The 23,688-nt window shown below is 68.2% G+C and carries 25 protein-coding genes; 10 read left to right on the top strand and 15 right to left on the bottom strand.

Annotated features, from left to right (window positions below):
* Positions 1 to 23 precede the first annotated feature (23 nt).
* The 3 genes from lhgD (at position 24) to EV650_RS07200 (ending at position 3,006) form a co-directional block, all read left to right on the top strand.
* The gene (gene lhgD / locus EV650_RS07210; protein WP_134116591.1) at positions 24 to 1,220 is read left to right on the top strand and encodes an L-2-hydroxyglutarate dehydrogenase; all 1,197 of its coding nucleotides are present in this window, start codon (positions 24 to 26) and stop codon (positions 1,218 to 1,220) included.
* 26 nt (positions 1,221 to 1,246) lie between these two features.
* A complete protein-coding gene (locus tag EV650_RS07205; protein WP_134116589.1) occupies positions 1,247 to 2,113 on the top strand; it encodes a P1 family peptidase in 867 nt (288 codons plus the stop codon).
* Between the two features lie 68 nt (positions 2,114 to 2,181).
* Positions 2,182 to 3,006 (top strand): ACT domain-containing protein, encoded by an 825-nt coding sequence (locus EV650_RS07200; RefSeq protein ID WP_134116587.1) that lies wholly within the window; start codon positions 2,182 to 2,184, stop codon positions 3,004 to 3,006.
* On the opposite strand, the gene EV650_RS07195 is transcribed toward EV650_RS07200, so the two are convergent.
* Both EV650_RS07195 and pta read right to left on the bottom strand, forming a co-directional pair.
* Positions 2,990 to 4,186 (bottom strand): acetate/propionate family kinase, encoded by a 1,197-nt coding sequence (locus EV650_RS07195; RefSeq protein ID WP_134116585.1) that lies wholly within the window; start codon positions 4,184 to 4,186, stop codon positions 2,990 to 2,992. The two genes, EV650_RS07200 and EV650_RS07195, sit on opposite strands and share 17 nt — an antisense overlap.
* Complete coding sequence (gene pta / locus EV650_RS07190) at positions 4,183 to 6,264, bottom strand: phosphate acetyltransferase (RefSeq protein WP_134116583.1); 2,082 nt, start codon at positions 6,262 to 6,264, stop codon at positions 4,183 to 4,185. Before pta ends, EV650_RS07195 begins: the two co-directional genes overlap by 4 nt.
* A gap of 81 nt (positions 6,265 to 6,345) precedes the next feature.
* Here pta and EV650_RS07185 point away from each other — a divergent pair, with 81 nt between their 5' ends.
* Positions 6,346 to 6,768: a hypothetical protein gene (locus EV650_RS07185; protein WP_134116581.1), complete on the top strand. Its 423-nt coding sequence runs from the start codon at positions 6,346 to 6,348 to the stop codon at positions 6,766 to 6,768.
* Between the two features lie 94 nt (positions 6,769 to 6,862).
* Positions 6,863 to 8,554 carry a hypothetical protein gene (locus EV650_RS07180; RefSeq protein ID WP_134116579.1) on the top strand — a complete coding sequence of 564 codons (1,692 nt, stop codon included), beginning with the start codon at positions 6,863 to 6,865 and terminating at the stop codon, positions 8,552 to 8,554.
* A 50-nt stretch (positions 8,555 to 8,604) separates the two neighbouring features.
* On the opposite strand, the gene EV650_RS07175 is transcribed toward EV650_RS07180, so the two are convergent.
* From EV650_RS07175 to EV650_RS07160, 4 genes are all read right to left on the bottom strand, one after another.
* Positions 8,605 to 8,970, bottom strand: coding sequence for a hypothetical protein (locus EV650_RS07175; RefSeq protein ID WP_134116577.1), 366 nt, complete (start codon positions 8,968 to 8,970; stop codon positions 8,605 to 8,607).
* Between the two features lie 5 nt (positions 8,971 to 8,975).
* Positions 8,976 to 9,359: a VOC family protein gene (locus tag EV650_RS07170; RefSeq protein WP_134116575.1), complete on the bottom strand. Its 384-nt coding sequence runs from the start codon at positions 9,357 to 9,359 to the stop codon at positions 8,976 to 8,978.
* Positions 9,360 to 9,423: 64 nt separating this feature from the next.
* Positions 9,424 to 10,158 carry a helix-turn-helix transcriptional regulator gene (locus EV650_RS07165; protein ID WP_134116573.1) on the bottom strand — a complete coding sequence of 245 codons (735 nt, stop codon included), beginning with the start codon at positions 10,156 to 10,158 and terminating at the stop codon, positions 9,424 to 9,426.
* Between the two features lie 29 nt (positions 10,159 to 10,187).
* A complete protein-coding gene (locus tag EV650_RS07160; RefSeq protein ID WP_134116571.1) occupies positions 10,188 to 10,811 on the bottom strand; it encodes a VOC family protein in 624 nt (207 codons plus the stop codon).
* A gap of 144 nt (positions 10,812 to 10,955) precedes the next feature.
* Between EV650_RS07160 and EV650_RS07155 the strand changes: the two genes are divergently transcribed.
* Positions 10,956 to 11,870 carry an SAM-dependent methyltransferase gene (locus EV650_RS07155; protein WP_134116569.1) on the top strand — a complete coding sequence of 305 codons (915 nt, stop codon included), beginning with the start codon at positions 10,956 to 10,958 and terminating at the stop codon, positions 11,868 to 11,870.
* On the opposite strand, the gene EV650_RS07150 is transcribed toward EV650_RS07155, so the two are convergent.
* On the bottom strand, positions 11,871 to 13,151 hold the full coding sequence (locus EV650_RS07150) for an amidohydrolase family protein (RefSeq protein WP_134116568.1): 1,281 nt from the start codon (positions 13,149 to 13,151) through the stop codon (positions 11,871 to 11,873).
* A gap of 123 nt (positions 13,152 to 13,274) precedes the next feature.
* Here EV650_RS07150 and EV650_RS07145 point away from each other — a divergent pair, with 123 nt between their 5' ends.
* Entirely contained in the window at positions 13,275 to 13,703 is a 429-nt protein-coding gene (locus EV650_RS07145) for an Lrp/AsnC family transcriptional regulator (RefSeq protein ID WP_134116566.1), read from the top strand.
* A 10-nt stretch (positions 13,704 to 13,713) separates the two neighbouring features.
* Entirely contained in the window at positions 13,714 to 15,429 is a 1,716-nt protein-coding gene (locus EV650_RS07140; RefSeq protein WP_134116565.1) for a cation:proton antiporter, read from the top strand.
* On the opposite strand, the gene EV650_RS07135 is transcribed toward EV650_RS07140, so the two are convergent.
* From EV650_RS07135 to EV650_RS07125, 3 genes are all read right to left on the bottom strand, one after another.
* Positions 15,426 to 16,160: a dienelactone hydrolase family protein gene (locus EV650_RS07135; RefSeq protein WP_134116563.1), complete on the bottom strand. Its 735-nt coding sequence runs from the start codon at positions 16,158 to 16,160 to the stop codon at positions 15,426 to 15,428. The two genes, EV650_RS07140 and EV650_RS07135, sit on opposite strands and share 4 nt — an antisense overlap.
* Positions 16,161 to 16,342: 182 nt before the next feature.
* The gene (locus tag EV650_RS07130; protein WP_134116562.1) at positions 16,343 to 17,743 is read right to left on the bottom strand and encodes a sulfatase family protein; all 1,401 of its coding nucleotides are present in this window, start codon (positions 17,741 to 17,743) and stop codon (positions 16,343 to 16,345) included.
* Positions 17,744 to 17,748: 5 nt separating this feature from the next.
* Positions 17,749 to 18,432: a hypothetical protein gene (locus EV650_RS07125; protein WP_202874420.1), complete on the bottom strand. Its 684-nt coding sequence runs from the start codon at positions 18,430 to 18,432 to the stop codon at positions 17,749 to 17,751.
* Positions 18,433 to 18,469: 37 nt separating this feature from the next.
* Here EV650_RS07125 and EV650_RS40925 point away from each other — a divergent pair, with 37 nt between their 5' ends.
* On the top strand, positions 18,470 to 18,985 hold the full coding sequence (locus EV650_RS40925; protein WP_134116560.1) for a CGNR zinc finger domain-containing protein: 516 nt from the start codon (positions 18,470 to 18,472) through the stop codon (positions 18,983 to 18,985).
* A 15-nt stretch (positions 18,986 to 19,000) separates the two neighbouring features.
* Positions 19,001 to 19,378: a hypothetical protein gene (locus EV650_RS07115; protein WP_202874419.1), complete on the top strand. Its 378-nt coding sequence runs from the start codon at positions 19,001 to 19,003 to the stop codon at positions 19,376 to 19,378.
* Here EV650_RS07115 and EV650_RS07110 read toward each other — a convergent pair.
* From EV650_RS07110 to EV650_RS07090, 5 genes are all read right to left on the bottom strand, one after another.
* Positions 19,365 to 19,937, bottom strand: a complete 573-nt coding sequence (locus EV650_RS07110; protein ID WP_134116558.1) for a GNAT family N-acetyltransferase — start codon at positions 19,935 to 19,937, stop codon at positions 19,365 to 19,367. The genes EV650_RS07115 and EV650_RS07110 overlap by 14 nt on opposite strands.
* The gene (locus EV650_RS07105; RefSeq protein WP_134116556.1) at positions 19,934 to 21,535 is read right to left on the bottom strand and encodes a RecQ family ATP-dependent DNA helicase; all 1,602 of its coding nucleotides are present in this window, start codon (positions 21,533 to 21,535) and stop codon (positions 19,934 to 19,936) included. Before EV650_RS07105 ends, EV650_RS07110 begins: the two co-directional genes overlap by 4 nt.
* Before the next feature lie 7 nt (positions 21,536 to 21,542).
* Positions 21,543 to 22,193, bottom strand: a complete 651-nt coding sequence (locus tag EV650_RS07100) for a DNA-3-methyladenine glycosylase family protein (protein WP_134116554.1) — start codon at positions 22,191 to 22,193, stop codon at positions 21,543 to 21,545.
* A gap of 21 nt (positions 22,194 to 22,214) precedes the next feature.
* Positions 22,215 to 22,790, bottom strand: a complete 576-nt coding sequence (locus tag EV650_RS07095; RefSeq protein WP_134116552.1) for a dihydrofolate reductase family protein — start codon at positions 22,788 to 22,790, stop codon at positions 22,215 to 22,217.
* Positions 22,791 to 22,872: 82 nt separating this feature from the next.
* Positions 22,873 to 23,604, bottom strand: coding sequence for a class I SAM-dependent methyltransferase (locus tag EV650_RS07090; RefSeq protein WP_134116551.1), 732 nt, complete (start codon positions 23,602 to 23,604; stop codon positions 22,873 to 22,875).
* Positions 23,605 to 23,688 lie beyond the last annotated feature (84 nt).

Genomic DNA, 23,688 nt, shown 5'->3' with positions numbered 1-23,688 from the left:
CGTTCGAAGGACCTCTCTTAGGCGTGACGAGATCTGCGGTAGTAGTCGGCGGCGGCATTGTCGGGCTGGCGGTGGCGCGCGCCTTGCAGCGGCGCGACCCCGGTACGCCGGTCGTCGTACTGGAGAAAGAGCAGTCGGTCGCCGCGCATCAGACCGGGCACAACTCGGGTGTCGTGCACTCGGGTCTGTATTACCGGCCCGGCTCGCTGAAGGCGCGGTTCGCCGTGGCCGGCGGGGCAGCGCTGAAGGAGTACTGCGAGGAGAAAGGCATCCCGCTCGACGTCCCGGGCAAGCTGGTCGTGGCGACGACGGAGTCCGAGCTGCCGCAGCTCGACCGGTTGTTCGGCATCGGCCAGGAGAACGGTGTCCCGGTCCGCCGGCTGACGCTCGATGAGGTGGCTGAGCGCGAACCACATCTGCGCGTGAAGGGTGCGCTGGCCGTCGACTCGACTGGCCGCGTGGACTTCAAGCTGGTCGCGGCGGCGTTGGCCGACGACGTACGGGCGGCGGGTGGTGAGATCCGGACCGGGGTGTCCGTGGTGTCGGTCGAGAACGCGGGTTCGATGGCCCGGGTACGGATGGTTGACGACGTGATCGAGGCCGAGCGGGTCGCTGTCTGCGCCGGCCTGCACAGCGATCGGCTGGCGCGCGCGTCTGGGCTCGAGCCTGGTGTCCGGATTCTCCCGTTCCGCGGTGAGTTCAGCGAGATCGTCCCTGGGCGCGAGTACTTGGTGAAGGGCCTGGTCTATCCGGTGCCCGACCCGGACCTGCCGTTCCTTGGCGTCCACCTGACCCGCGGCATCGACGGCGGTGTCCACGTCGGGCCTAACGCCGTACCCGCCTTGTCCCGCGAGGGCTACAAGTGGTCGTCGATCGTCCCACGAGACGTCTGGGAAGCCGCGACGTACCGAGGAACCTGGCGCCTGGCCCGCCGGTACGCACGGACCGGTACGAAGGAGATCGTCCGTTCGCTGACCGGCAGGGCGCTGGTCCGCGAGGCCCGGCGCATGCTCCCCGAACTGCAGGTTTCTGATGTACGGCGCTCTGGCGCAGGAGTCCGTGCTCAGGCCGTGACGCGCGACGGCAAGCTGGTCGACGACTTCCTGTTCCTCCGCGACGGGCGCGCGCTGCACGTCCTCAACGCACCTTCACCCGCTGCGACCGCGTGTCTCGTCATCGGCAACCGGATCGCCGAGGAGTTGTCCGCCGACCGGGCCTGATACCCGCGTGTGCGATGTTGGGTCGCATGACGACGTTCGGTGTGGCCGGGATCCGGGTGGGGCATTGGAGCGACTTCGAGGGACGGACCGGTTGCACGGTGGTGGACCTGCCGCCGGGGACGGTTGCGTCGTACGAGGCGCGTGGTGGTGCGCCGGCATCTCGCGAACTGGAGTTGCTGGAGCCGGGTAAGGCGGTCAGCGCGATCGACGGCGTCGTACTGACCGGAGGATCGGCGTTCGGTCTGGCCGCTGCGGATGGTGTCATGCGGTACTACCGAGAGCTCGGCCGTGGTGTGCAGACGCCCGCTGGTCCGGTGCCGATCGTGCCGACGCTGGCTCTGTTCGATCTGATGGCGGGTGATCCATCCGCAGCGCCCGACTCCGAGGCTGGTTACGCGGCTGCGCTGGCGTGTCAGGGCGAGCAGATCCTTGAGGGTCAGGTGGGGGCAGGGACCGGGGCGTACGTCGGGCATTGGCGGGGACCGCAGGGTCGCCGGGCCGGCGGGCTTGGGTACGCCGAGCATCGGCTTGGCGAGGTTGTGGTCGCGTGCCTGGCTGTCGTGAATGCGTTCGGTGACATCGACGACGGTCGCGCGGATGTGTCGTTCGATGCCGTGGGCATCTTGTCGGACCCGTCGCTGTTCGGCGAGAGCCGGGCGCACACAACGATCGGGATCGTCGCCACGAACGCCCGCCTGGACAAGGTCGGCTGCCGGGTCGTTGCCCAGGGCGCGCATGACGGACTCGCTCGTGCCGTCACTCCGCCGCACACCCAGTTCGACGGAGACGGCTTCATCGCCGCGTCGACCGGCCAGGTCGAAACCCACATCGACATCGTCCGCCTACTCGCCCTCGCCGCCGTAACCGACGCCGTCCGAAGCGTCGCCAAGTAGGACGACGCCGGAGGAAACGTCATATCGACGCAATAGGTGGGCAATCTGGAGCGGGGACGCTATGGAGCATGGACTCCTTGCGTACGACGCTCACTGGCGGGACTGCCTGTGACGTGTGTGGACGTCTCCCGCATCCACGTCGGCTGCGGTTGACGCTGGCGAAACTGGTGGCGGTGGCTCCGGTGGAGTTGGCGTTGCATGCGGTGGTTCTTGCCGCACATCCGCCGTACCTGGTGTCGGTTGCCGTGCTCGCGACTGTGACCACGGCCTTGGTGATCTGGGTGGTCGAACCGTCCACGATGCGGCTGCTGCGCTCGTGGCTGCATGCGCCGAAGGTCCGTCCGCGGCACGGGATCGACACGTTGTGGCGGATCCGGGTGACGCTCGACGATCGAGCCGGCTCCCTCGAGCGTCTGACGAGACGGCTCGCCGATCTGGACGCCAACATCCTCGGCCTGCACGTCCACCCGATCGACGACGGCGTCCGCGACGAGCTGGTGGTCTCGACGCCAGACACGATCACCGCCGCCGACCTGGAGGAAGCGGTCGATTCGGCGGGCGGTCGCGCGACTCACGTATGGCCAACTACCGCGCTCGCGTTGGTCGACGGCCAGACCAAGGCCCTGAGCCTGTCGGCCCGGGTCGTCGCCGACCCCGCCGAGCTCCCACACGCGGTAGCCGAACTACTCGGCGCCCAACTAGTCACCGACCGCGCAACCCTCGCAGGTCAGCTCCCCGACGACGGCACGGTCCTCAAAGTCCCGTCCCCATGGACCGGCCTGTTCGCTTTCAGCCGACCCGGCGAGCCCTTCACCCCGGCCGAGTCAGCCCGAGCCCATCGCCTAGCCGAACTAGCCGAATCAGCCCAGACCATCACTAGCTTGCCCGGATGACGGCTACCGCTTGCCGGGCGATCTGCCACTCCTCGTTGGTGGGGATGACGAGCACCGCGACGGGGCTGTCATCGGTGGAGACGAAGCCCTTCGATTGGGCTGGGTTGGCGTTTCGGTCGAGGTCGAGGTGGATGCCTAAGGCAGTCAGGTTGTGGAGGGCGGCGGCCCGGACTTCGGACGAGTGTTGGCCGACGCCTGCGGTGAAGACGATCGCGTCGACGGTTCCCAGAACGGCGTAGTACGCGCCGATGTACTTCTTGATCCGGTGGCAGTAGATGTCGAATCCGAGCTGGGCCTGCTCGTCGCCAGCGGCCCGTCGGCGGGACACTTCGCGGAAGTCGTTGGCGCCGGTGATGCCCTTCAACCCGGACTCCGAGTTGAGGGCACGGTCGGTCTCCTCGGCAGACCATCCGGCGACCCGCGCGAGGTGGCCGTGGATGGCCGGATCGAGGTCGCCCGACCGGGTGCCCATCACCAAGCCTTCCAGCGGCGTGAGGCCCATCGAGGTGTCGACCGATCGACCGCCGCGGATGGCCGCCGCGGAGCAGCCGTTGCCTAGATGCAGCACGATCACATTGACCTCGCTCGGATCCCGACCGAGCAGCTTCGCGGCCTGCTCCGAGACGAACGAGTGCGACGTACCGTGAAATCCATACCGACGAATCCCGTACGACGCCAGCCACTCGGACGGCACCGCGTAGGTGTAGGCGTACGGCGGCAGCGTCTGGTGGAACGCGGTGTCGAACACGGCGACATGCGGCAGGTCCGGCAAGAGCCGCCGAGCAACCTCGATCCCTTCAAGGTTCGCCGGATTGTGCAGCGGAGCGAGCGGAACGAGATCGGTCACCGCCGCGATCAGCTCGTCATCAACCAACGCAGGCGCCGCGAAACGATCGCCGCCGTGGACGACGCGATGCCCGACCGCCACGATGTCCACGTCGGCAAGCGCCGGTCCCTGCGTTTCGAACGCCTGTACGGCGGCCTCCAGCGCGGCCTCGTGGTTGGCGATCGGCCGCTCGTCGTCGTACTCGCCCTTAGGCCCAGAGTGGACGTGGTGGCTGCGTTCCTCACCGATCCGCTCGACCAAACCGCTCGCAGCGGCCTCACCCGACGCCGCTTCGACCAGGCTGTACTTGAGTGAGGACGACCCGGCGTTGATGACCAGCACGTGCGCGCTCACTTCGCCTCACCTTGCTGGGCCTGGATCGCGGTGATCGCGACCGTATTGATGATGTCCCGCACGGTGGCTCCTCGCGACAGATCGTTGACCGGTTTACGCAGACCCTGCAGGACCGGACCGACCGCGACCGCGTTGGCCGAACGCTGGACCGCCTTGTAGGTGTTGTTGCCGGTGTTCAGATCGGGGAAGACGAAGACCGTGGCCCGGCCGGCGACGGGGGAGTCAGGCAACTTTGTTCTCGCCACGGCAGCGTCGATCGCGGCGTCGTACTGGATCGGTCCCTCGACCGGCAACTGCGGTGCACGTTCGCGGACGATGTTGGTTGCCTTCGACACCTTTTCGACGTCGGTCCCGCTGCCGGAGGTGCCGGTGGAGTAGGACAGCATTGCGACACGGGGATCGACGCCGAAGCCGAGCGCGGTCGCGGCCGACGAGATCGCGATGTCCGCGAGTTGTTCGGCGGTCGGATCCGGGTTAACCGCACAGTCGCCGTACACAAGGACCTGGTTCTGCAGGCACATGAAGAACACCGACGAGACGACCGACACGTCCGGAACCGTCTTGACCACCTCCAGCGCAGGCCGGATCGTGTGCGCGGTGGTGTGGACCGAGCCCGACACCATCCCGTCGGCCAGACCCAGTTGGACCATCATGGTGCCGAAGTACGAGAAGTCCCGGACGACTTCGCGGGCACGGTCGAGGTCGACTCCACGATGCTGCCGCAGCCGGTGATACTCGGCGGCGAACCGCTCGGTCAGGTCACTGTCTTCGGGGTGTACGACGGTTGCCGCGGACACGTCCACGCCGAGTGACGCGGCCTTGGCACTGATCGTGGTGGCATCGCCGAGCAGGGTCAGGTCGGCGACTCCGCGGCGCAGCAGTACGTCGGCCGCGCGCAGGATCCGCTCCTCTTCGCCTTCCGGCAGCACGATGTGCCGGCGGTCGGAGACGGCTCGGTCGAGCAACTGGTGCTCGAACATCAACGGCGTCACCGCGCTGCTGCGGGCCAGAGCCAGTTGGTCGAGCAACGCCGGGCCGTCGACGTACTGATTGAAGAGAGCCAGCGCGGTATCGATCTTGCGCGGCGCGTCCTTGGTGAGCCGACCGCGGACGGCCGTGAGGTGGGTCGAGGTCGCCTGGGTGCCGAGATCGGTCTCGATGATGGGCAGGGTGACGCCCAGTCCCTCGATCAGTCGCTGTACCTGGGCGGGCAGCTCGAATCCACCGTTGAGCACGATGGCGGCGATCTGCGGGAACGTCCGGGAAGCGTGGGCCATCAGTACGCCGAGGACGACCTCCGGCCGGTCTCCCGCCGTCACGACCGCGGCGCCTTCGAACAACCGGTCGAGCACGTTCGGCATGGTCATCCCGGCGATCATCAACCCGGTGACCTCACGGGTCAGGAGTTGTGGGTCACCGCTGAGCAGCCGGCCGTCGATCGGGGCGAGCAGGTCGGCGACCACGGGCTGGTTGAGCAGCGGCTCCTCCGGAATCGCGAACGCCGGCGCGCCGATACCGTCGAGCGCGGCGACGAGTAGTTGCCCTTGGCCGTCGTCGACGCGATTGACGATCACCGCGAACAGCGAGCCGTGGTTCGCGGTGAGTTCGGCCACGGCCATGTCGGCGATCGCCTGGACATCGTGCGGCGTACGGCCGAACCCGTTCAGGACGAGCAGGACCGGGGCACCGAGGTTGGCCGCGATCTTGGCGTTGAACGAGAACTCGGTCGGCGTACCGACGTCGGTGTAGTCGCTGCCGACGACAACGACCGCGTCGGCGTGCTCGGCGACCGCGTGGTACCGCTGGACGATGGTGTCGAGCGCGGCGTCGGGGTCCTCGTGCACCTCGTCGTACGTGACGCCGACCCCGTCGTCGTACGACTGCTCGACCGCATCCTGCGAGATGAGCAGGTCGAGGACGTAGTCCCGCCCGCCGTGCGTCGCGGTGTCGGCCCGGACGATCGGCCGGAACACGGCCACCCGCCCGACCCGCCGCGACAGTTGATGAAGCACCCCTAGAGCCACCGTCGACTTCCCGGTTGTTCCCTCGACCGAGGCGACGTAGACGCTGCTACCCATACCCGCAGCCTACGGAACCGGGGTAACGATCGTTCCTCGCGGAGTCACGCCGTACGGGTAACCGAGTAGAAGGAGGGCATCATGACGAGTACGACGGCTGTCCCGGCCCAGGTGGATGCGTCGGCGGCGAGGTTGGTCGAGTGGTTGGAGAGCGGGGTGGCGCCGGAGGGGACGTTCGCGGCGGACTGCTTCACCGACTTGAGCCTGCCGCACTGGCGGGTGCAGTTCGAGACGGGCGCGGCGACTATCGCGGCGCGGCGTGAGTTGCATCCGTTCCCGGGGGAGGTGCGGGTCGAGCGGGTTGACCGGACCGAGAGCGGGTTCGTGATCGCGTTCGAGGAGCGGTGGCGGCACGAGGGGCAGAACTGGTACTGCCGCGAGCAGATCGCCGCCGACGTCAACGAGGCCGGCGAGATGACCGAGTTGCGGGTGTATTGCACCGGCGACTGGGACGAGCAGCGGCAGGCCGAGCACGCCGCGCAGGTCAAACTCGCTCGACCCTGAACCGCCAGGCATGCAGAACCCCCTCAAAAGCGCGATCTGAGCCGCTCCGGAGGGGGTTCTGCGTGCGTGGCGGTTCGGGTCGTACCTTGAGGGGGTGACGGGGAGTCGGCGGGACACCGAGCTCGCGGCGCGGACCCGCGCGGTTCTCGACGCGGCCGCCGGTCATGTCTTCGGCACCGAACCGGGGCGGCTCGCGGCCGAGCTCTACGACGTACTCGTCCGGACGACCGACGATGCCGACCGGGCTCGGGTGGCGGCTGCGCTCGCGCGGTGCTGGGTGTACGGCGGGCATGCCGATCGGGCCGCGCCGTTCGCCGACGAGGCGTTGGCGCACGCGGAACGGTCGGGTGATCCGGAGCTGATCGCGGACTGTCTCGACGCGGTGCTCGCGGCCCATTGGGGTCCGGACGAGCTGGAGCTCCGGCAGACGACGGCGGCTCGTTTGGACGAGGTGTCTGCTCACGTACTCGATCCCGCTGCGCGGCTTCGCGGTCATTTGTGGAGTCTGCAGGTCGGGTGGGAGACGCTGCGGCTGCCGGTGATCCAGCGTCAGCTTCGGGCCTTGGAGTCGCTGGCTGAGGAGTCGCCGCGGGCGCGGTTCTTCGCTGCGTCCAGGCGGTGGATGTACGACCATGTCCGTGGTGTCGAGGGTGGGGCCGATGAGTTGATCTCGGTTGCGGAGGACGCGTCGGCGGAGGCCGGGCTGGCGGACGGCTGGATGGTGACCAGCCTGATGCGCGGCTATACCGCGCTGCACGCCGGGGATGTCGCGACCGTGGTCGAGGTTCTCGAGCTGATGGAAGAGTTTGCCCGCTCCGAGGGGGTCACGGACGTGGCGGCGGAGGCCGCTTCGCTGTGGGCGTTGCTTGGCCGGCCCGAGCGGGCGCGGGCGCTGCTCGAGCAGCTCGGCGCGGACGTGCTGGACACGCTCCCGCGGGATGTGAACTACCTGCTCAACCTGCAGTGCGTGCTCGAGGCCGCGCTGGCGGTCGGCGACGAGGATCTTGTGCGTACGGCGGCCCGGCGGCTCGCGCCGTACGAGGACCGGCCGGTGGTCAACGCCGGCGCGGTCTACTTCCATGGCGTCACCGACGACACTCTCGCCCGCGCGGCCGCGCTGACCGGCGACCACGAGCGCGCCGAGCGGCTGCGTGCTCGCGCGCTCGCGACCTATCTGCGGATCGGCGCGACTTGGTGGTACGACCGGTTGCAGGCATCCGGCGGTACGTCGGGGGAGTCTGTCGTACATTTCTGTCCGAGTCAGGACGGGCTGTGGCTGATCGGGTCCGATTCCGGCCGGCCCATGCGGGCTCTCCGTGGCTTCGAGTACGTGCACCGGCTGCTCGCTCAGCCCGGGCAGACGATCTCCGCGGTTGACCTCGTCACCGATGGCACGGGAACGGTGATCCAGTCGGACAGCGGGCCGCAGCTCGACCGTCAGGCTGCCACCGCCTATCGGCAGCGCCTCGCTGATCTCGCCGCGGAGTTGGCCGAGGCAGAGGATTGGGCGGATCTCGGCCGGGTCGAGGTGCTGGCCGCTGAGCGTGAGGCGCTTCTCGCCGAACTCGGCTCGGCCGAAGGGTTGGCCGGCCGGCAGCGCGCGACGGGCTCTACCGCCGAACGGGCTCGAGTCGCCGCAACCAAAGCCATCGCGACCGCCATCACCCGCATCGAAGCAGTCGATCCCAAGCTGGCCGCTCACCTCCGCGACGCGATCCGCACCGGTACCGAGTGCACCTACCGCCCACGCCCCGACGACCACCTCACCTGGCGTCTGTCCACCTAGCCCGGCGTCCGTCCTGAGCCCGGTGTCGACCTCGAGCCGGGCGGCCGCCCCTAGCCCGGTCTCGCCGACAGGCCTTCCCGGGCGAAGGCGACGGCTTCGGCGAGGAGGGATTGCCAGAGCTCGCGGTCGGCGGCGGGGATGACGACCCACTCGCGCATCGGGTTGCCGGTCGGCGCGAACGGCTCGCCGACGCCGGTGGTGATCAGGTCGGTGACCCGGTCGCTGGGGAGTTTGAGGATCAGCCCGGTGCCGTTCCTTTCGAGACTGGTGACGAAGCGGCCGGCCAGGCGGATGCAGGGGTGGCCCATGATCGTGCCGCGACCGATCGCCGGGTCGTAAAGCAGATCGTCGGTGAGCTGTTCGTACAGCTCGTCCGGGGCGTCCCCGCCGGAGCCGGCCGACTCAGGCGGGGACACCGGCGTCATGGCGCGGGCGGCGGGGTGAAGACGCCGAACTGGTTGCCGGCCGGATCGCGGAGGTACGCGAACGCCGGTTTGGCGTCGAGTTGCTTGCTGATCACGGTACCGCCGAGCTGTTCGGCGTCGGCGCAGGTGGCCTCGAGGTCGGCGACCAGGATGTAGAAGATCGCGTGGTTCGGCAACTGTCCGGCGGTGCCGAAGATGCCGCCCATCGGGTGGTCCGCGCCGGAGGCCTTGATGTTGCGGTAGTCCAGCCCGTTGGGGGCGACGTCGCCGTCGGACTCGAAGGTCCAGTCGAACAGGCTGCCGTAGAACTTCTGAGTGGTCTCGGGGTCGTCGGACGCGACCTCGAACCAAGCCAGCGTGCCGGGCGCGGGAGTAGGCATGTGATGTCTCCTTCAGAGGGTGAATCGGTCAACAAGCCCAAGGTTTCAGGGGTTCGCGACAGCCCTATGTCGGAGTTGGGAAAAGATCCTCGGGACGCAGTGCGGCTTCGGGCAGCTTGGTCTCGTGGCCGTCGACTTCCAGGTCGCCGGTAGCGGGTGGTCGGCAGGGCGGCGTCAAACTGCGCTCGGCGACGGTGATGCGATCCATCCGGAAGACCCGGTCCTCCTGACGTAGGTGACACCACGCCGTCAGGTACGAGCCGTTCGGCCCGACGACGACATGCTGGGGCTCGACGTCCCGGAGTGTCTCGACACCGCCGACATCGGTGTACGCGATCCGCAGTACCTGGTTGTCGCGGACCGCTCGCCAGATCTGCTCGGCGACCTCGCCATCCGGATCCGGCACCGGCTGAACCAGCAGCCGGACCTTCGCCGCCGCGGTCCGTGCCTCGTCGAGAGCGCGCTGCGGCATCGCGGCGACGATCTTCTGCAAGGCGCTGCGCGAGTCGCGGGCGAAGAGCACGTGAGCGCCGCGGCTCAACGCCACCGCGACCGCCATCGCCTCGCGGGCGGTGAAGTTGAGCGGCGGCAGGCTCATCGCCCGGTCCACGCTGTAGCCGCCCGTGCGGCCCTGTTTCGTTGCCAGCGGTACTCCGGCCTGCCCGAGCGCGCTCAGATCACGCTCGATGGTCCGGACACTGACCTCGAAACGTTCCGCCAGCTGTCGCGCCGTACGCCCTCTTGGCCCGGCTGCGCGGAGCTCCTCAGCGAGGGCGTACAGGCGATCGATCCGGTTCATATAGGCAGGCTAGGCACCGCCACGGACAGTTATTGGGGGAGTTCGGCGCCCGTGCGCTCCGCGACCATGTAGGCGGAGTACCAGGCCGGCCACTCGGCGTCCGCCTGGCCGGTGCGCGCTTCGTGTTCACCGTGGGCGGCGGCCGCGCGCTTCAGGGCAGCCTCGAGATCCTCGACCGAGGTGTACGTCGACTCCGTGACCCGGCCGGGCAGTCGAGTGGTGACCTCCTGCAGCAGCCACGTGTTGCCGTCCGGGTCGCTGAACGTCGCGAACGAGCTGTAGCTGGACTGGCCGTCCGCCGGCCCCTCCACGCGCTGACTGGTGTCGCCGGCCTCGAACTGCGCGCCCGGTGCACCTGGGTGGAAGACGTCGCTGACCTTGACGCCGTGCGAGAGCAGCTCGGACCGCGCGGCCTCGATGTCGGAGACGACGAGGTAAAGCCCCTGCGCCGTACCAGGCTCGGCCGATGTGATGTTCGTGCCGAACTGGACCGACGCGGGGGAGCCCGGCGGCGTGAACTGTACGACGCGGAACCCGTTGGGGAACGCGAAATCCGCGTCAAGCCGCCACTCGAGCCCGCTGTAGAACTCCTTCGCCCGGTCGGCGTCCGCCACCGGAATCACCACAGCTTCAAACTTCAGATCGGTGCTCATAACTTCCTCCAGGGATCAACTCGCTGCGTGGTCACCAATCTGCCGCCTCGGAACCGCGATGGCCCCAGTGAGAGTCCCTGGTCATTCCCCTCGGCGCACGGGTCTCGCAACAGACTGTCGGACCTGACTCCTACAGTGCCACGCATGACCTCGACCAGACATGACGGAGACACCTGGGATCTGGCATCCAGCGTCGGCTCGACCGCCACCATGGCCGCGGCGGCCCGGGCGATAGCGACCCGCACGGATCCGCGACTCTTCGACGATCCATTCGCCGAGCCGCTCGTCCGGGCGGTCGGCATCGAACTACTCACCCAGCTGGCGTCCGGTGAACTGCCGCCTGGCGACTTGGTCGAGCAGGTCTGGATCGATGTCGCCAAGATCCGTGGCAAGTTCTACGACGAGTTCTTCCTCGACGCCACCGACGCGGGTATCACCCAGGTCGTGATCCTGGCCTCCGGGCTGGACTCCCGCGCGTACCGTCTGCCCTGGCCGACGGGGACTGTGGTGTTCGAGCTCGACCAGCCAGAGGTCATCGAGTTCAAGACCCGGGCGCTGGCCGAGCTGGGTTCGGCGCCCACCGCCGATCGCAGAGTGGCTGCAGTCGACCTCCGCGACGATTGGCCCGCAGTACTTCGTGCCGCCGGCTTCGATCCGTCCCAGCCAACTGCCTGGAGCGCCGAAGGCCTGCTCGGCTACCTGCCGCCCGAGGCGCAGGACAACCTGCTGGACACCATCACCGAGCTCAGCGCGCCAGGAAGCCGGCTGGCCACCGAAAGCAAACCCAACCTGCGGCCGGGCGACGAGGACAGGACGAAGGAACGCCTGGACCGCCTGTCCGAACGCTGGCGTGCGGAGAGCTTCGACTCGGACATGACCAGGCTGCGGTACTTCGGTGAGCGCAACGAAGCGGCGCCCTACTTGGTCGACCGCGGCTGGACCCTGAGCGGGTCCACCATCCGCGATCTCCTGGCCGCGAACGACCTCGCCTCCCTCTCCGACGACGAGATGCGGATGGGCGACATGCGCTATGTCAGCGGCACTCTCAGCGCGACGTAGTCACGCGCGCCAGCTGCCGTCGATCGCGAAGCCGGCTGCGGCGGCGACGTGGTTGCGGGAGTCGAGCAGGCGAGTCTGCAACGCGGGCAGATCCACCCCGACGAGCCGACCGTCGCGTTTGACGATCCGACCGTCCACGAGGACCGTGTCGACCAGTCCCGGGTGCCCAGCGCTGACGATGGTGCCGACTGGGTTGTTGAAGGGGAAGACGGTTGGGTCGTCGGTGCGGAGCAGGATCACGTCGGCGGCCTTGCCTGGGGTGAGCGTTCCGGCATCGACCCCACAGGCGGCAGCGGCGTTGCTGGTGGTGAACTCAAGCAACTGTCGCGCGTTGAGGCCACCGTCCAGACCACGCTGGGCGGCGTACGCCGTGCGCATGGTCGCGAACAGATCGCCGGCGGCAGACGGTACGTCGTCCGCGGACAGAGTCGGACGCAGTCCGGCCGCGAGCATCCGGCCGGTTTCGGGCTGGCCGAAGCCCATCTTGAGCTCCACGTCCGGGCTGATCGAGACCGAGCTGCCCGCATCGGCCAGCATGCGCAGTTCCTCGTCGCTGATGCCGTTGGCGTGCACGTACGTCGTGGTGTCCTGGACAAGACCGTGCTCCTGCAGAGCGGCGATCGGACGACTGCCGCTCAGGCCATCGACGTGGACACTCGTCCGCAGACCCAGCTCGGTTGCGAGCTTCAGGTCCGCAACAACGTTGTCCATCGTGGTCTCGTCCGGCCCGCGCAGTCCCAACGCCATCGTGAGCAGACCGTGGTCGTCGGAGAGCTCCGCACGGACCCGGCGTACTTCAGCGTCGATGGAGTCGTCGGTGCGATATCCCGCGCCGTAGCAGAAGATCGACCGCCCCGGCGCATCGCGCAGCCCGGCGACCGCGGCATCGGCGTGCGCCGGAGTCTGCGCCGCGTGGAACCAGTCCAGCATCGTGGTCACACCGGAGTACAAGGCCTCCAGCCGGCCGAACAGGTTGCCGATGTACACGTCCTCGGGACGGAAGTGCGGCTTCAACGTCCCATGCATCGCGGCCGCGTAGTCGGCGAACGTCCAGTCCGCCCCGACGCCACGGAAGGCGGTCTGCCAGGTATGCCGATGCGTGTCGACGAACCCGGGCATCACCACCCGATCGGTCGCGTCGATGACCTCGGCGTCCGGGCGCGAGATCCGCTCGGCGACCTCCACGATGATGCCGTCGGCAACCAGTACGTCGCCGCGCTCGAGGTCGCCGATGGCCGGATCCATGCTGACGACGGTGCCGCCGGTGATGAGGATTGACATGCCACCAGGCTCTCCGACGGGCTGGCGCCGTACGCCTGTTTCGGGCAACTTTGGCAGCAAATGGCGTCGTGCGCTGACACAGCTGATGTGGTAGCGGCACAACTTGAGCAATAATCTGCCAACATGGACGATGTCGATCGCGCGATCCTGGCGATGCTCGAGCGGGACGGACGGATCAGTAACGCCGACCTCGCGACTCGCGTCGGCCTGTCGCCGTCGCCGTGCCTGCGGCGAGTACGGCGGCTGGAGGAGATCGGCGCGATCCGCGGCTACCGCGCGCTGGTCGATCCCTCCGCGGTCGGCCGCAGCCTGCGGGTGTTCGCCGGCGTTCGGCTGGTTCGACACGCTCGGGAGAACGTGGTCGCGTTCGAGCGCGCTGTCCAGCAGTTGCCCGAGGTCGTGCAGACCCATCACGTCACCGGCAACTTCGACTACCTGCTCCAGGTCGAGGTCGCCGACCTACCGGCGTACGAGGACTTCCACGCAAACCGCCTTGCCGACCTCCCGGGTGTCGCGGCGGTGACGAGCTACGTGACGATGAAAACGCTTTAGTGTCGTCAGGGTGGACCATCAGATTGTTCTGATTGCCGGTGCGGGGCTCGCGATCATGATCGCGGCGTCGGTGTTCGCACGCCGGACCGGTGTCGCGGCGCCGTTGCTGCTGGTCGCGCTGGGGATCGGGGCGAGTTACCTACCGGGTACGCCGGCGATCCACATCGAGCCGGAGATCATCCTCGCCGGGGTGCTGCCGCCGCTGCTCTACGCGTCGGCGGTCCAACTGCCGGTTCTCGACGTACGGCGGAACTTCGGGCTGATCTCGTGGTTGTCGGTCGTGATGGTGATCGTGTCGGCGCTGGCGATCGGGGCGCTGGTGCACGCGCTGTTCCCGAGCATCTCGTTCGCGCTGGCGACCGCGCTCGGGGCCGTGGTCAGCCCGACGGACGCGGTCGCGGCGACGGCGATCGGGCACCGGGTCGGGTTGCCGCCGCGACTGATGACCGTGCTCGAAGGCGAGAGTCTCGTCAACGACGCGTCGGCGCTCGTCGTCCTGCGTACGGCGGTGGCCGCGCTCGCCGTCACCACCCACTTCAACCTCGGCCACACGGTCCTGGACTTCGCCTGGGCTGTGGTCGGCGCGATCCTGATCGGGCTGGTCGTCGGCGTACTCACGGTCCGGTTGCGCCAGCGCCTCGACGATCCGGTTCTCAACACCACGATCTCGTTCGCCGTACCGTTCCTCGCCTACTTCCTGGCCGAGGCGCTGCGGGGGTCCGGCGTACTCGCCGTGGTGATCGCCGGCTTGTTGACCGGCGCGCTCGGGAGCCGGAGGTTCAGCGCCCGCGACCGGCAGACCCAGACCACCACCTGGACGACGATCAGTTTCGTCCTGGAGAGCGGCGTCTTCCTCGCGATGGGGTACGAGCTGCCGCAGCTCGTCGACGATGCCCGCGCCGAGACGACGGTCGGCGAGATCGCCGGGCTGGTCCTGCTGGTGGTCGGCCTGCTGGTGGTGCTGCGGTTCGTCGGCCTGGCGTGGCCGGCCTTGCTCGGCCGCTTCGGCTCGGGCGATCGTCACGACCAGGTCCGGGCCAAGCTGAGCCAGCTGGAGGAGAACCTGGACTCCATGGAGCCGTCGGGGGAGCGCGAGGAGAATCGCGTCGCGTGGGCCCGCAAGCGGCTCGCCCGCAGCCAGGCGGACGTCGACTTCGAGGAGCGCGAGCCGATCACCGGCCGCGGCATGGTGGTGCTGGCCTGGGCCGGGATGCGCGGCGTCGTCACGGTCGCCGCCGCCCAGACCATCCCGGCCGGTACGCCGCACCGTGCAACCGTCGTACTCGCGGCATTCATCGTCGCCCTGATCACGTTGGTGCTGTTCGGCCTGTCGCTGCCTGCGGTGATCGCGCGGATGCGGTTCAGCGAGGAGAGCGCCGAGGACAAGCGCGACTCCGTCCAGGCGCTGATGCGGCAGATCGGCGAGGCGGCGATCGACGCCGTCGGCCCACTGGATCAGCAGACCGTCGAAGGCGAGCCGCTCGATCCGGTCGTGGTCAGCACCCTGAAGGACCGGATCGTGCCCCGCCTGGTCTCCGGGAGCCGGCAGCTCCTGGAGACCAAGCCGGACACACGCGACCAACTGGCGATCGTCCAGGGCCGGTACCTGGACGCGATGCGGGAAGCCCTCGGCACCGAACGCAGCATCGGCGTGTACAGCTCCGACACCTATCGCCAGGTCCAGGGCTTCCTGGACGCGGTCGAGCAGCGCTTCAGCTCTGCCTAACGCAGGTGCCGGGCGAAGAAGCGGACCATGCTTTCGACCTCGAAGCGCGGCACCTCTTTGTGTGCGCCCGCGTTGGCATGCAGGCTCTTCTCCGTCGACCCGAACGCGTCGAACAACGCCAGCGACGACTCCCGCGGGATGTGCTGGTCGTCCCATTGCAGGGCGAACTCGATCGGCACCTTGATCCGACGGGCATGCTCCGCAAGCACCTCGTCGTACCAGAAGATGCCGAAGACCGCGGCGCTGATCCGCGGATCGACAGCCGTCAGCGGTACGCCGATCGCAGTGCCCATGTTGAGTCCGAAGTACCCGAACCGGCCGTCGAGCTCAGGAAGCTGCTCGAGGGCATCGAGCGTCGCCTGCCACTCCGGTACGGCGAGGTCGGCGAGGTGGAGGTTGTACGGGACGACGATCGGCCCGACGGGTACGCCGGTCGCCATCGCCTTCTGCATCGCGGCGATCTGCTCGTCGTCGAGCGCCGTACGCGGCCGATCGCCGTGCCCGGGAGCGTCGATGGCGACGGCGTGGAACCCTTCGGCGGTGAGCCGATGGGCGCGGCCGACCATCGGAGCCGCCTTGCTGTCACGACCGCCGCCGTGTCCGAGCAGGATCAACGGCGCGGGGTCGGCGGATGCGGGCGACCAGAGCATGCCGTGCAGGTCGCCGAGGGTGAACTCGCGCTCGAGAACGCCGTTCGCGGAGGTGGTGCTGATGAATTTCAGATCAGTCATGGCGGTGCCTTTCAGGAGTGCCTGACGTGTTGGCGCTCCTGGCGGCACTTACTTCGGTCGCCCAGCCGTGACGGTGAGAGGGAGCACCCAGCTCGATGCAGCGTGCATGGTGCTCACCTCCTCGTGCGATGTCACGTTCGCTCGTACCGTACTCGGCCGCGTGCCGCCTGAGCCAACGCTTTTCACCAGTCGGCGACGCGGTCCTGACTGCGGTCCTCGGTGGCGACCAGGACGTCGAGGAGGAACTCCTGCAGCTCGGTGCGGATCTCGCGGTGAAGGGGATCGTCCCAGAGGTTGTGTTGTTCGGCTGGGTCGGCGGTCAGGTTGTAGAGCTCGCCGGTGTGGTCGCGGGTGGTCGCGGGGGAGCCGTGCTGGACGACGAGCTTCCAGTGGTCGCGGCGAAGCATCGTGAGGTGGACCGCGCGAGTGTAGGGATGACCGCTGTTCCGGTACTCGCTCAGCGCCCATCCACGACCCCGGGTTGGTTTGGTGGCCAACGGCAACAGATCCTGACCCTGGCCGCGAGGCTCCAACCCTGCCGCGGTGAGGATCGTCGACGAGAGATCGATCCACTGGACCAGCTCGTCGCAGCGGGTCCCAGCCGGTACGACGGAAGGCCAGCGAACGATCAGGGGAACGCGGACCGCCTGCTCGTACATCATCGGGCCCTTCAGCATGAGCTCGTGATCGCCGAGCATCTCGCCGTGATCACTCGTGAAGACGACGAGCGTGTTCTCGCTGAGACCCTCGGCGTCGAGCGCGTCGAGGATGCGTCCGACCTCGTCGTCCACCAGCGTCACCATCGCGTAGTACGCCGCCTTGACGTCTTGAAGCTCTTCCGGGGTGTACGACGTGTAGCCGCGGGCATGTCCGGCGTACGACGACTGTGACGCGTCGGACTGGATCGGTGGCTTGCCGGCGAGGTCGTCGGGGATCGGCCGGCTGAGGGTCTTCTCGCGGTAACGCCGTACGTACTCCTCCGGCGCGCCGAAACCATGATGCGGATCGAAGAAGTTGGCGATGAACAGGAACGGCTTGTCGCGATCCCGGGAGCGGGTCAGGAAGTCGATCGTCTGGTCGCCGATCCATCGGCTGTAGTGCACTTCGGTCGGCAGCGTGTCGTAGTCGACCTCCGCGCCGGCCAGCTCGGGACGGAGCGTGTACAGCCAGCAGTGGTACTCGTTCTCCGACGAGCCCGGGTACGGGTCGTGCGCCCACCGGAAGACCCGGAACCCATCGTCGTGCCGCTTCTCGGAACGGCCGCCGAAGCACGCGTTCAGATGGAACTTGCCCACCAGCCCGCAGTCGTAGCCGGCCTCGGCCAGGTCCTTGCTGAACAGGCGCTCGTGGTCCGGCAGGCCGACACCGTTCGCCCACAGGCCGTGGGCGTGAACGTAGCGACCGGTCATCAGACTGGCCCGGGACGGCGCGCAGACCGGGTTCTGTACGTAGCAGTTCTCGAACAGGACACCCTGGTCCGCGAGCCGGTCGAGGTTCGGCGTCTCGATCTCATCGTTGCCATAGGCACCGAGTGCGGAGAACCGTTGCTGGTCGGTGCAGACAAGCAAGACGTTTGGCGGCATACGCCTCAGTCTATGGACGACAGGAGCCAGCCGATGTGTAGTTCCTCCGCACCTGGGCGGTAGGTCCGCGTGAGTTCGGCGCGCTCAGGGTCGTCTTCGGGGAGATCGTTGGCGAGGACGGCCTGTGCCGCGATCGTCTGCGGCCGGGCGCCGAGCGCGCCGCGGAGGTGGAGCGAGCGGCGCAGCATCGCAATCCGTTCGGCCGGCTCCTTGAGATGGGCGATGTGCCGGATGATGTACGACTCGAAGAAGCCGTCGTCGTACTTCGTCGCGATCTCGAGGGCCGTCTCGTAGCGTGCGAGGGCGCCGGCTGAGTCCTCGTCGATGTTGTCCAGCAAGACGCCCCAGTGGTACTCCGCCCAGCCGCGCTGCAGCTCGTCGTCGCTCTGTGCCGCTGCGCGATAGCTGGCCTCGGACACGGCGCGGTCGTCGGCGCGAGTGTCGCGGTCGAACAGCAGCCGACTGTAGGCCAGTCGTGCCGTGAGCAACTGCGCGGTCCACGAGGTCGGGTCGAGTGCCTCGACTGCCTTCTCGGCCTCGTCGTGATGCTCGATCTGGAAGAACCAGCGGTCGACGGCGATCTCCGCGAACAGCTCGGGATCGGCGTCCGGGCCGAGGACCGCGAGCGCGGCATCCCACTCGCCGAGCAGGTGCAGACGACGGGCCAGGTAGGTGGCGTCAGGTAGCATGACGCCTACCATAGGAAGATGCGAGGTAGGTGGTCAAGTGCAGTACGGTGACTACATCGGGAACGTGACCCGGCTGGCCGTCGAGGTGGCCAACACCGGCACGCTCGACCAGGACGGTGAGCTGGTGACCGCGTTCTTCGCAGAGCACGAGATCACTCCGCCGCGGGACGGCGACTACGGCGACCTGCCGGAGCTTGTGCGCACCGCCTTGGCAGAGTTGGTCGACGGCACCGCGCCTGACGCCGTACATCGGCTGCTTCGCGAATACCCGCCGGACATGCACCTGTCGGACCACGACGGCCTCGACGGTTGGCACATCCACTTCAGCCGCAACGGCACGCCGGCGAAGAAGTGGCTCGGCCAGCTGACCGCCGCCAAGCTCGCCTTGGTCGCGGCCGGCGACCCGGCCGTGACGTTGGGACGATGCGCTGCCGCCGGCTGTGAGAACTACTTCGTCGACCAGTCCCGCAACCGAACCCGCCGCTTCTGCTCAAACCCCTGCGCAAGCCGCACAACAGTCGCCGCCTACCGAGCCCGAGCAGCGAAGGACTGAGCGTATGGTCCGGGGATGGTGAAGATGCCGCGGGTGTTGGTGATCGGGCTTGATCCGTATCGCGTTCCCGGGCCGTGGGATCCTGAGCCGGTGGCGACCGGGATCCAGGTCGGGATGGCTGATTTCGCGGACCATGGCGTGGGCGCCGAGACGTGTCTCGTCGGCCTGGACGGAAGCGACGACGTCGAGGCCGTGGTGGCCGCGGCGTTGGCTGCGCACCCCTGGGAGTGCGTCGTCGTGGGCGGCGGGATCCGCAGAAACGAGGAGCAGCTCGGGCTGTTCGAGAACATCGTCAACCTGGTACGACGTCATGCTCCAGACGCCGCGATCGCCTTCAACAGCACGCCGTCCGACACCTACACGGCCGCGTCCCGCTGGATCAAGAAAGGTTGAGACGCATGAGGACACGGGGGTGGCCGGCCAGCGTCGACGTGGTGTCGGCGGCCTTGGTGAAGCCGGCGTGCTCGAAGTTCTTCCGGATGCCGGCGTACGCCATCGTGAGGTCGACCTTGTTGTCGCCGCTGTCGAGGGGATAGGCCTCGACAACCGGAGCGCCGTTGGTACGGGCGAAGTCGACGGCGCCGGCGATGAGGGCGTGAGAGATTCCTTGACCGCGATGGCCGGGGCGGACCCGGATGCACCAGAGCGACCAGACCGGTAGGTCGTCGACATGCGGGATCTTCCGGTTGCGGGCGAAGGTGGTCGCCGCCCGCGGTGCGATCGCGGCCCAGCCGACCGGCGTGTCACCGTCGTACGCGAGGACGCCGGGAGCAGGTTTCTCTCGGCACAGCTCAGCGACGTACTCGCTGCGCGCGTCGCCGCGGAGGGTGTTGTTCAGCTTCGACGGGATGCGGTAGCTGAGGCAGAAGCAGACAGTGGCCGTCGGCGACTTCGGTCCGATGACCTGGCGGACGTCCTCGAAGACGGTCGCCGGGCGTACGTCGATGCTCATGGAGCGACCTCGGGTTGCAGCAGGTGGTTGTGGATCATGAACGCGGTCCGAAGTTCCTTGTAGCCAACGCGGTCGAAGAGGACGGTCATCGTCGTACCGTCGTAGTGCTCGACCAGACCGGGACCGAAGGTGCGGTGGACGACCCGGCTGCCGATCGGGAACGGCTGGTCCTCGGGCGGAGCCGCCGTACGGCCGGCCAGGTCGTTGTCGCAGTTGCCGCACGGTCCGTCGTACTGCTCGCCGAAGTAGCTGAGCAGCCACTCCCGCCGGCAGCCGCCGTACTCCGCGTACGCCGCCATCATCTCGACCCGGGACCGGGCCACCTCACGCCGGTCGTGCTCGACCGCCGACGCGGCCGTGACGGCCCGATCGACGTCGACGCCGCGGGCGAGATGGAACTTGTGGCCGATGGCAACGACCCGAGCATCCGTCAGGCGACCGAGTGCACGCTCGACGCGGGCCGTACTGAGGCCGGCTGCGGCAGCAAGGGCGGCGATGTCCGTGGGCTTGTGCTCGGAGATCGCCGTCGCGACGGCGAGGAGGTCCTCGTCGGTGACGCCTCCGGAGGCAAAGAAGCGGTTGAGACCGAGGTTGGCATGCCGGAAGAAGAGCTCGATATCGGCCGGTTCGCCGTCGCGGCCGGCCCGGCCGATCTCCTGGTAGTACGCATCGACCGAGGAGGGCGCCTCGGCATGGCTGACCCAGCGGATGTCGGGCTTGTCGATCCCCATCCCGAACGCGATGGTCGCGACGACAACTCGGCAGTCACCGGCGAGAAACGTGTCCTGGACCTCGCGGCGCTGCTTGGCCGTCAGCCCGGCGTGGTACGCCTGCGCTGATACGCCGGCCGTGTGCAGGTCGGATGCGAGTTCCTCGGCGTGACGGTGGGTCGCGACGTACACGATGCCAGGGCCGCGTGACGACCGGACGTGGCTGAGCAGGCGGCGGTTCTTGGTGTCCTCGTCGGCGAACGCGAACACGGCCAGGTTGAGGTTCGGCCTGTCGAACCCGCCGACGACGACTTCCGGGTCGTTCATCTCGAGGCGGTGCACGATCTCTTTGCGGACCGGCGGCGCGGCGGTCGCGGTCAGCGCGACGATCGGCGGCCGTCCCATCGCCTGGATCGCAGCCGCGAGGCGGAGGTAGTCGGGCCGGAAGTCCTGGCCCCACTCGCTGACCAGATGCGCTTCGTCGACCGCGACCAACCGAGGACGCGAGGCTGCGAGCAGATCGAGTACGGCGGCGTGCGTCAGCTGCTCGGGGGAGAGGAGGACAAAGCCGGGCCTGTTGCTGGTCAGCAGATCCTGGGCAAGGCGCCGGCCGGCGTGGTCGGTCGAGTTCAGCTCAGCGACCTCGACGCCGCCCTTGGACAGCGCACGCAGCTGGTCACGCTGCAGCGCGACCAACGGGCTCACGACGACCGTAACGCCACCGAGCGCCAGGCCGGCGAGCTGATAGATCGCGGTCTTACCCGTCCCGGTGGCGAGGACCGCTAGTGTGTCGTGTCCATCGAGCACCGCGCGTACGGCGTCCTCCTGGCCGGCCCGCAACCCGTCGTACCCAAGCCGCTCCCGAGCGAGCCCGGCAATGTCCCACATCGCCACATCATCCCTCAGCCCGACGTACCGCTCGCCAGCGCCAGAGGTACAGCCCGGCGAGCGTGCGCTGCGGCCGCCAGGCTTCCCCGAGCTGCTCGACCTCGGCTTGCTTGGGTAGCTCGGGCAGTCCGTACGCCGTCTCGACGGTCCGCCGGATCTCCAGGTCGCCGACCGCGAGCACGTCCGGCCGGTGCAGGTGGAAGATCAGGAAGATCTCCGAGGTCCATCGCCCGATGCCTTTGATCGCGGTGAGCTGAGCGACCACCTCGGCGTCCGGCAGATCCGGCAGCCGCTCGAGCTCCAGCTCGCCGGAGATCACGTGCTCGGCTAAGGACCGCAGGGAAGCGGTCTTGGCGTGCGACAGCCCGACCGCGGTCCGGAGCGCGTCGGGCTCGTCGGCGAGCAGCTCCTCGGGTGCGGGCGCGTGCCCGCCGTACCGCTCGACGATCCGCCGATAGATGGCTTGAGCGGCGACGTTCGAGATGTTCTGCCCGACGATCGCCCGCACAAGCACCCCGTAGTGCTCCGACGGCAGGTCAGGCACACCGGTGTCCGAGCTCTCCGACAACAGCCCACCCTCGGCCCGCACCACCTCGTCAATGATCTTCCCGAGCACCGGATCGGCTTTACGCAGGTAGTCCTCCGGGGTGTCACCCATGTCCGAACCGTAGTACAGCGGTCAGTGCTTGACGTTGTAGACGAGCTTCTGGATGCCGTTGGGGTAGGCGGCGCTGTCGGCGAGCTCGAGGTTGAGCTTGTCGCGGTCGGCGTCGCTGAACAGGCGCTTGCCCGCGCCGAGGAGGACCGGGAAGACCAGCAGGTTGTACCGGTCGATCAGGCCCGCGTCGGACAGGTTGCGGTTCAGGTTGGCGCTGCCGTGGACGATGATCGGCCCGCCCTCGGTCTCCTTCAGAGCGGCTACGTCGTCGAGCGAGCGCAGGATCGTGGTCTCACCCCAGTTCGACACCAGGTCGCTGTCCTTCAGGGTGGTCGAGACGACGTACTTCGGCATCGCGTTGTAGCCGGCGAACTCGACGGTCATCCCCGGCCAGACCTGCGAGAACGCCTGGTAGCTGATCCGCCCGATCAGCATCGCGGTCGCCTCGGCCTGCTCGGTGCCCTTCAGCTCGTACGCCGCCTCGTCGAACGGGAGGTCCTTGAACGTCCAGCCCGTGTTTCGGTAGCCAGACTCGCCGCCGGGCGAGTCGACGACGCCATCGAGCGACACGAACGAGGTGGAGATAAGGGTACGCATTCTGGTGCTCCTTGGTTTGGGGTTATGCCACTGCGTCGAGTGGGGTCCGCTGGATGCGACATGTCCTTTGGTGTGACCCCGGTCACGCTCGCTGGGTGCTCACGATCCACGCACTCGACTCGAACTGGATGCCGGAGCCGGTGTCGTGGGCATCGAGGGTCGCACGCAGAGACGCGTGTGCGCGGTCGGCGGCCGCGGGTTCGAGGTCCGCGAGGAGTGCTTGAGGCTCTCGTAGTCTGAGCACGTTGTCGTACGCCGCCTCGGAGTCGGGGCCGTAGTAGAGCAGCTCGCGGACCGCGGTGAACGTCGGGTCGGCGTACCCCGCTTCCGTGAGGATGTCCCGCGTGACGGCCGGGTCGCCGAGGGCGAACGGGGAGTCGTCGCGGAACGATCCGCCGATGGCTTCCGGGATCACCTGCGCCCACTCGTTCTCCGTCCGCGACTGCCAGACCAGCACGACCAGCCGGCCCTCCGGACGGAGCGCTCGCCGAATGTTGCCGAAGGCACCGACCAGGTCATCGAAGAACATCACGCCGAATCTGCTGATGGCCAGGTCGAAGGACTCCGGCTCGAAGTCGTGGGTCGCGGCGTCCGCCAGCAGATAGGAGACATTCGGCAACGGCTGACTGCGAGCGTGCTCAAGCATCGGCTCCGAGATGTCCACGCCGAGCACCCGTGCTGCCCCCTCCGCCGCGTCCCGCGTGGTCTGCCCGCCGCCGCAACCGACGTCGAGCACCCGATCGTCCGGCTGCACGCCCCACGCACCCCGAAAGTGCTCACGGTAAAGCCGCACCTCGGCGTCGTAGTCGAACATTCCCCAAGGCTAGTGCTGCGCTCGCACCCAGGCTGGCATTCAAGCCTTGGGGAGGATATTCCCCCCGCTCCGGGCAGAAATCCT

The organism is Kribbella kalugense, from assembly GCF_004365875.1.
Taxonomy (GTDB): Bacteria; Actinomycetota; Actinomycetes; order Propionibacteriales; family Kribbellaceae; genus Kribbella; species Kribbella kalugense.
The sequence above is the reverse complement of the archived record's forward strand: the minus strand, read 5'-3'. Positions and strand labels throughout refer to the sequence as shown.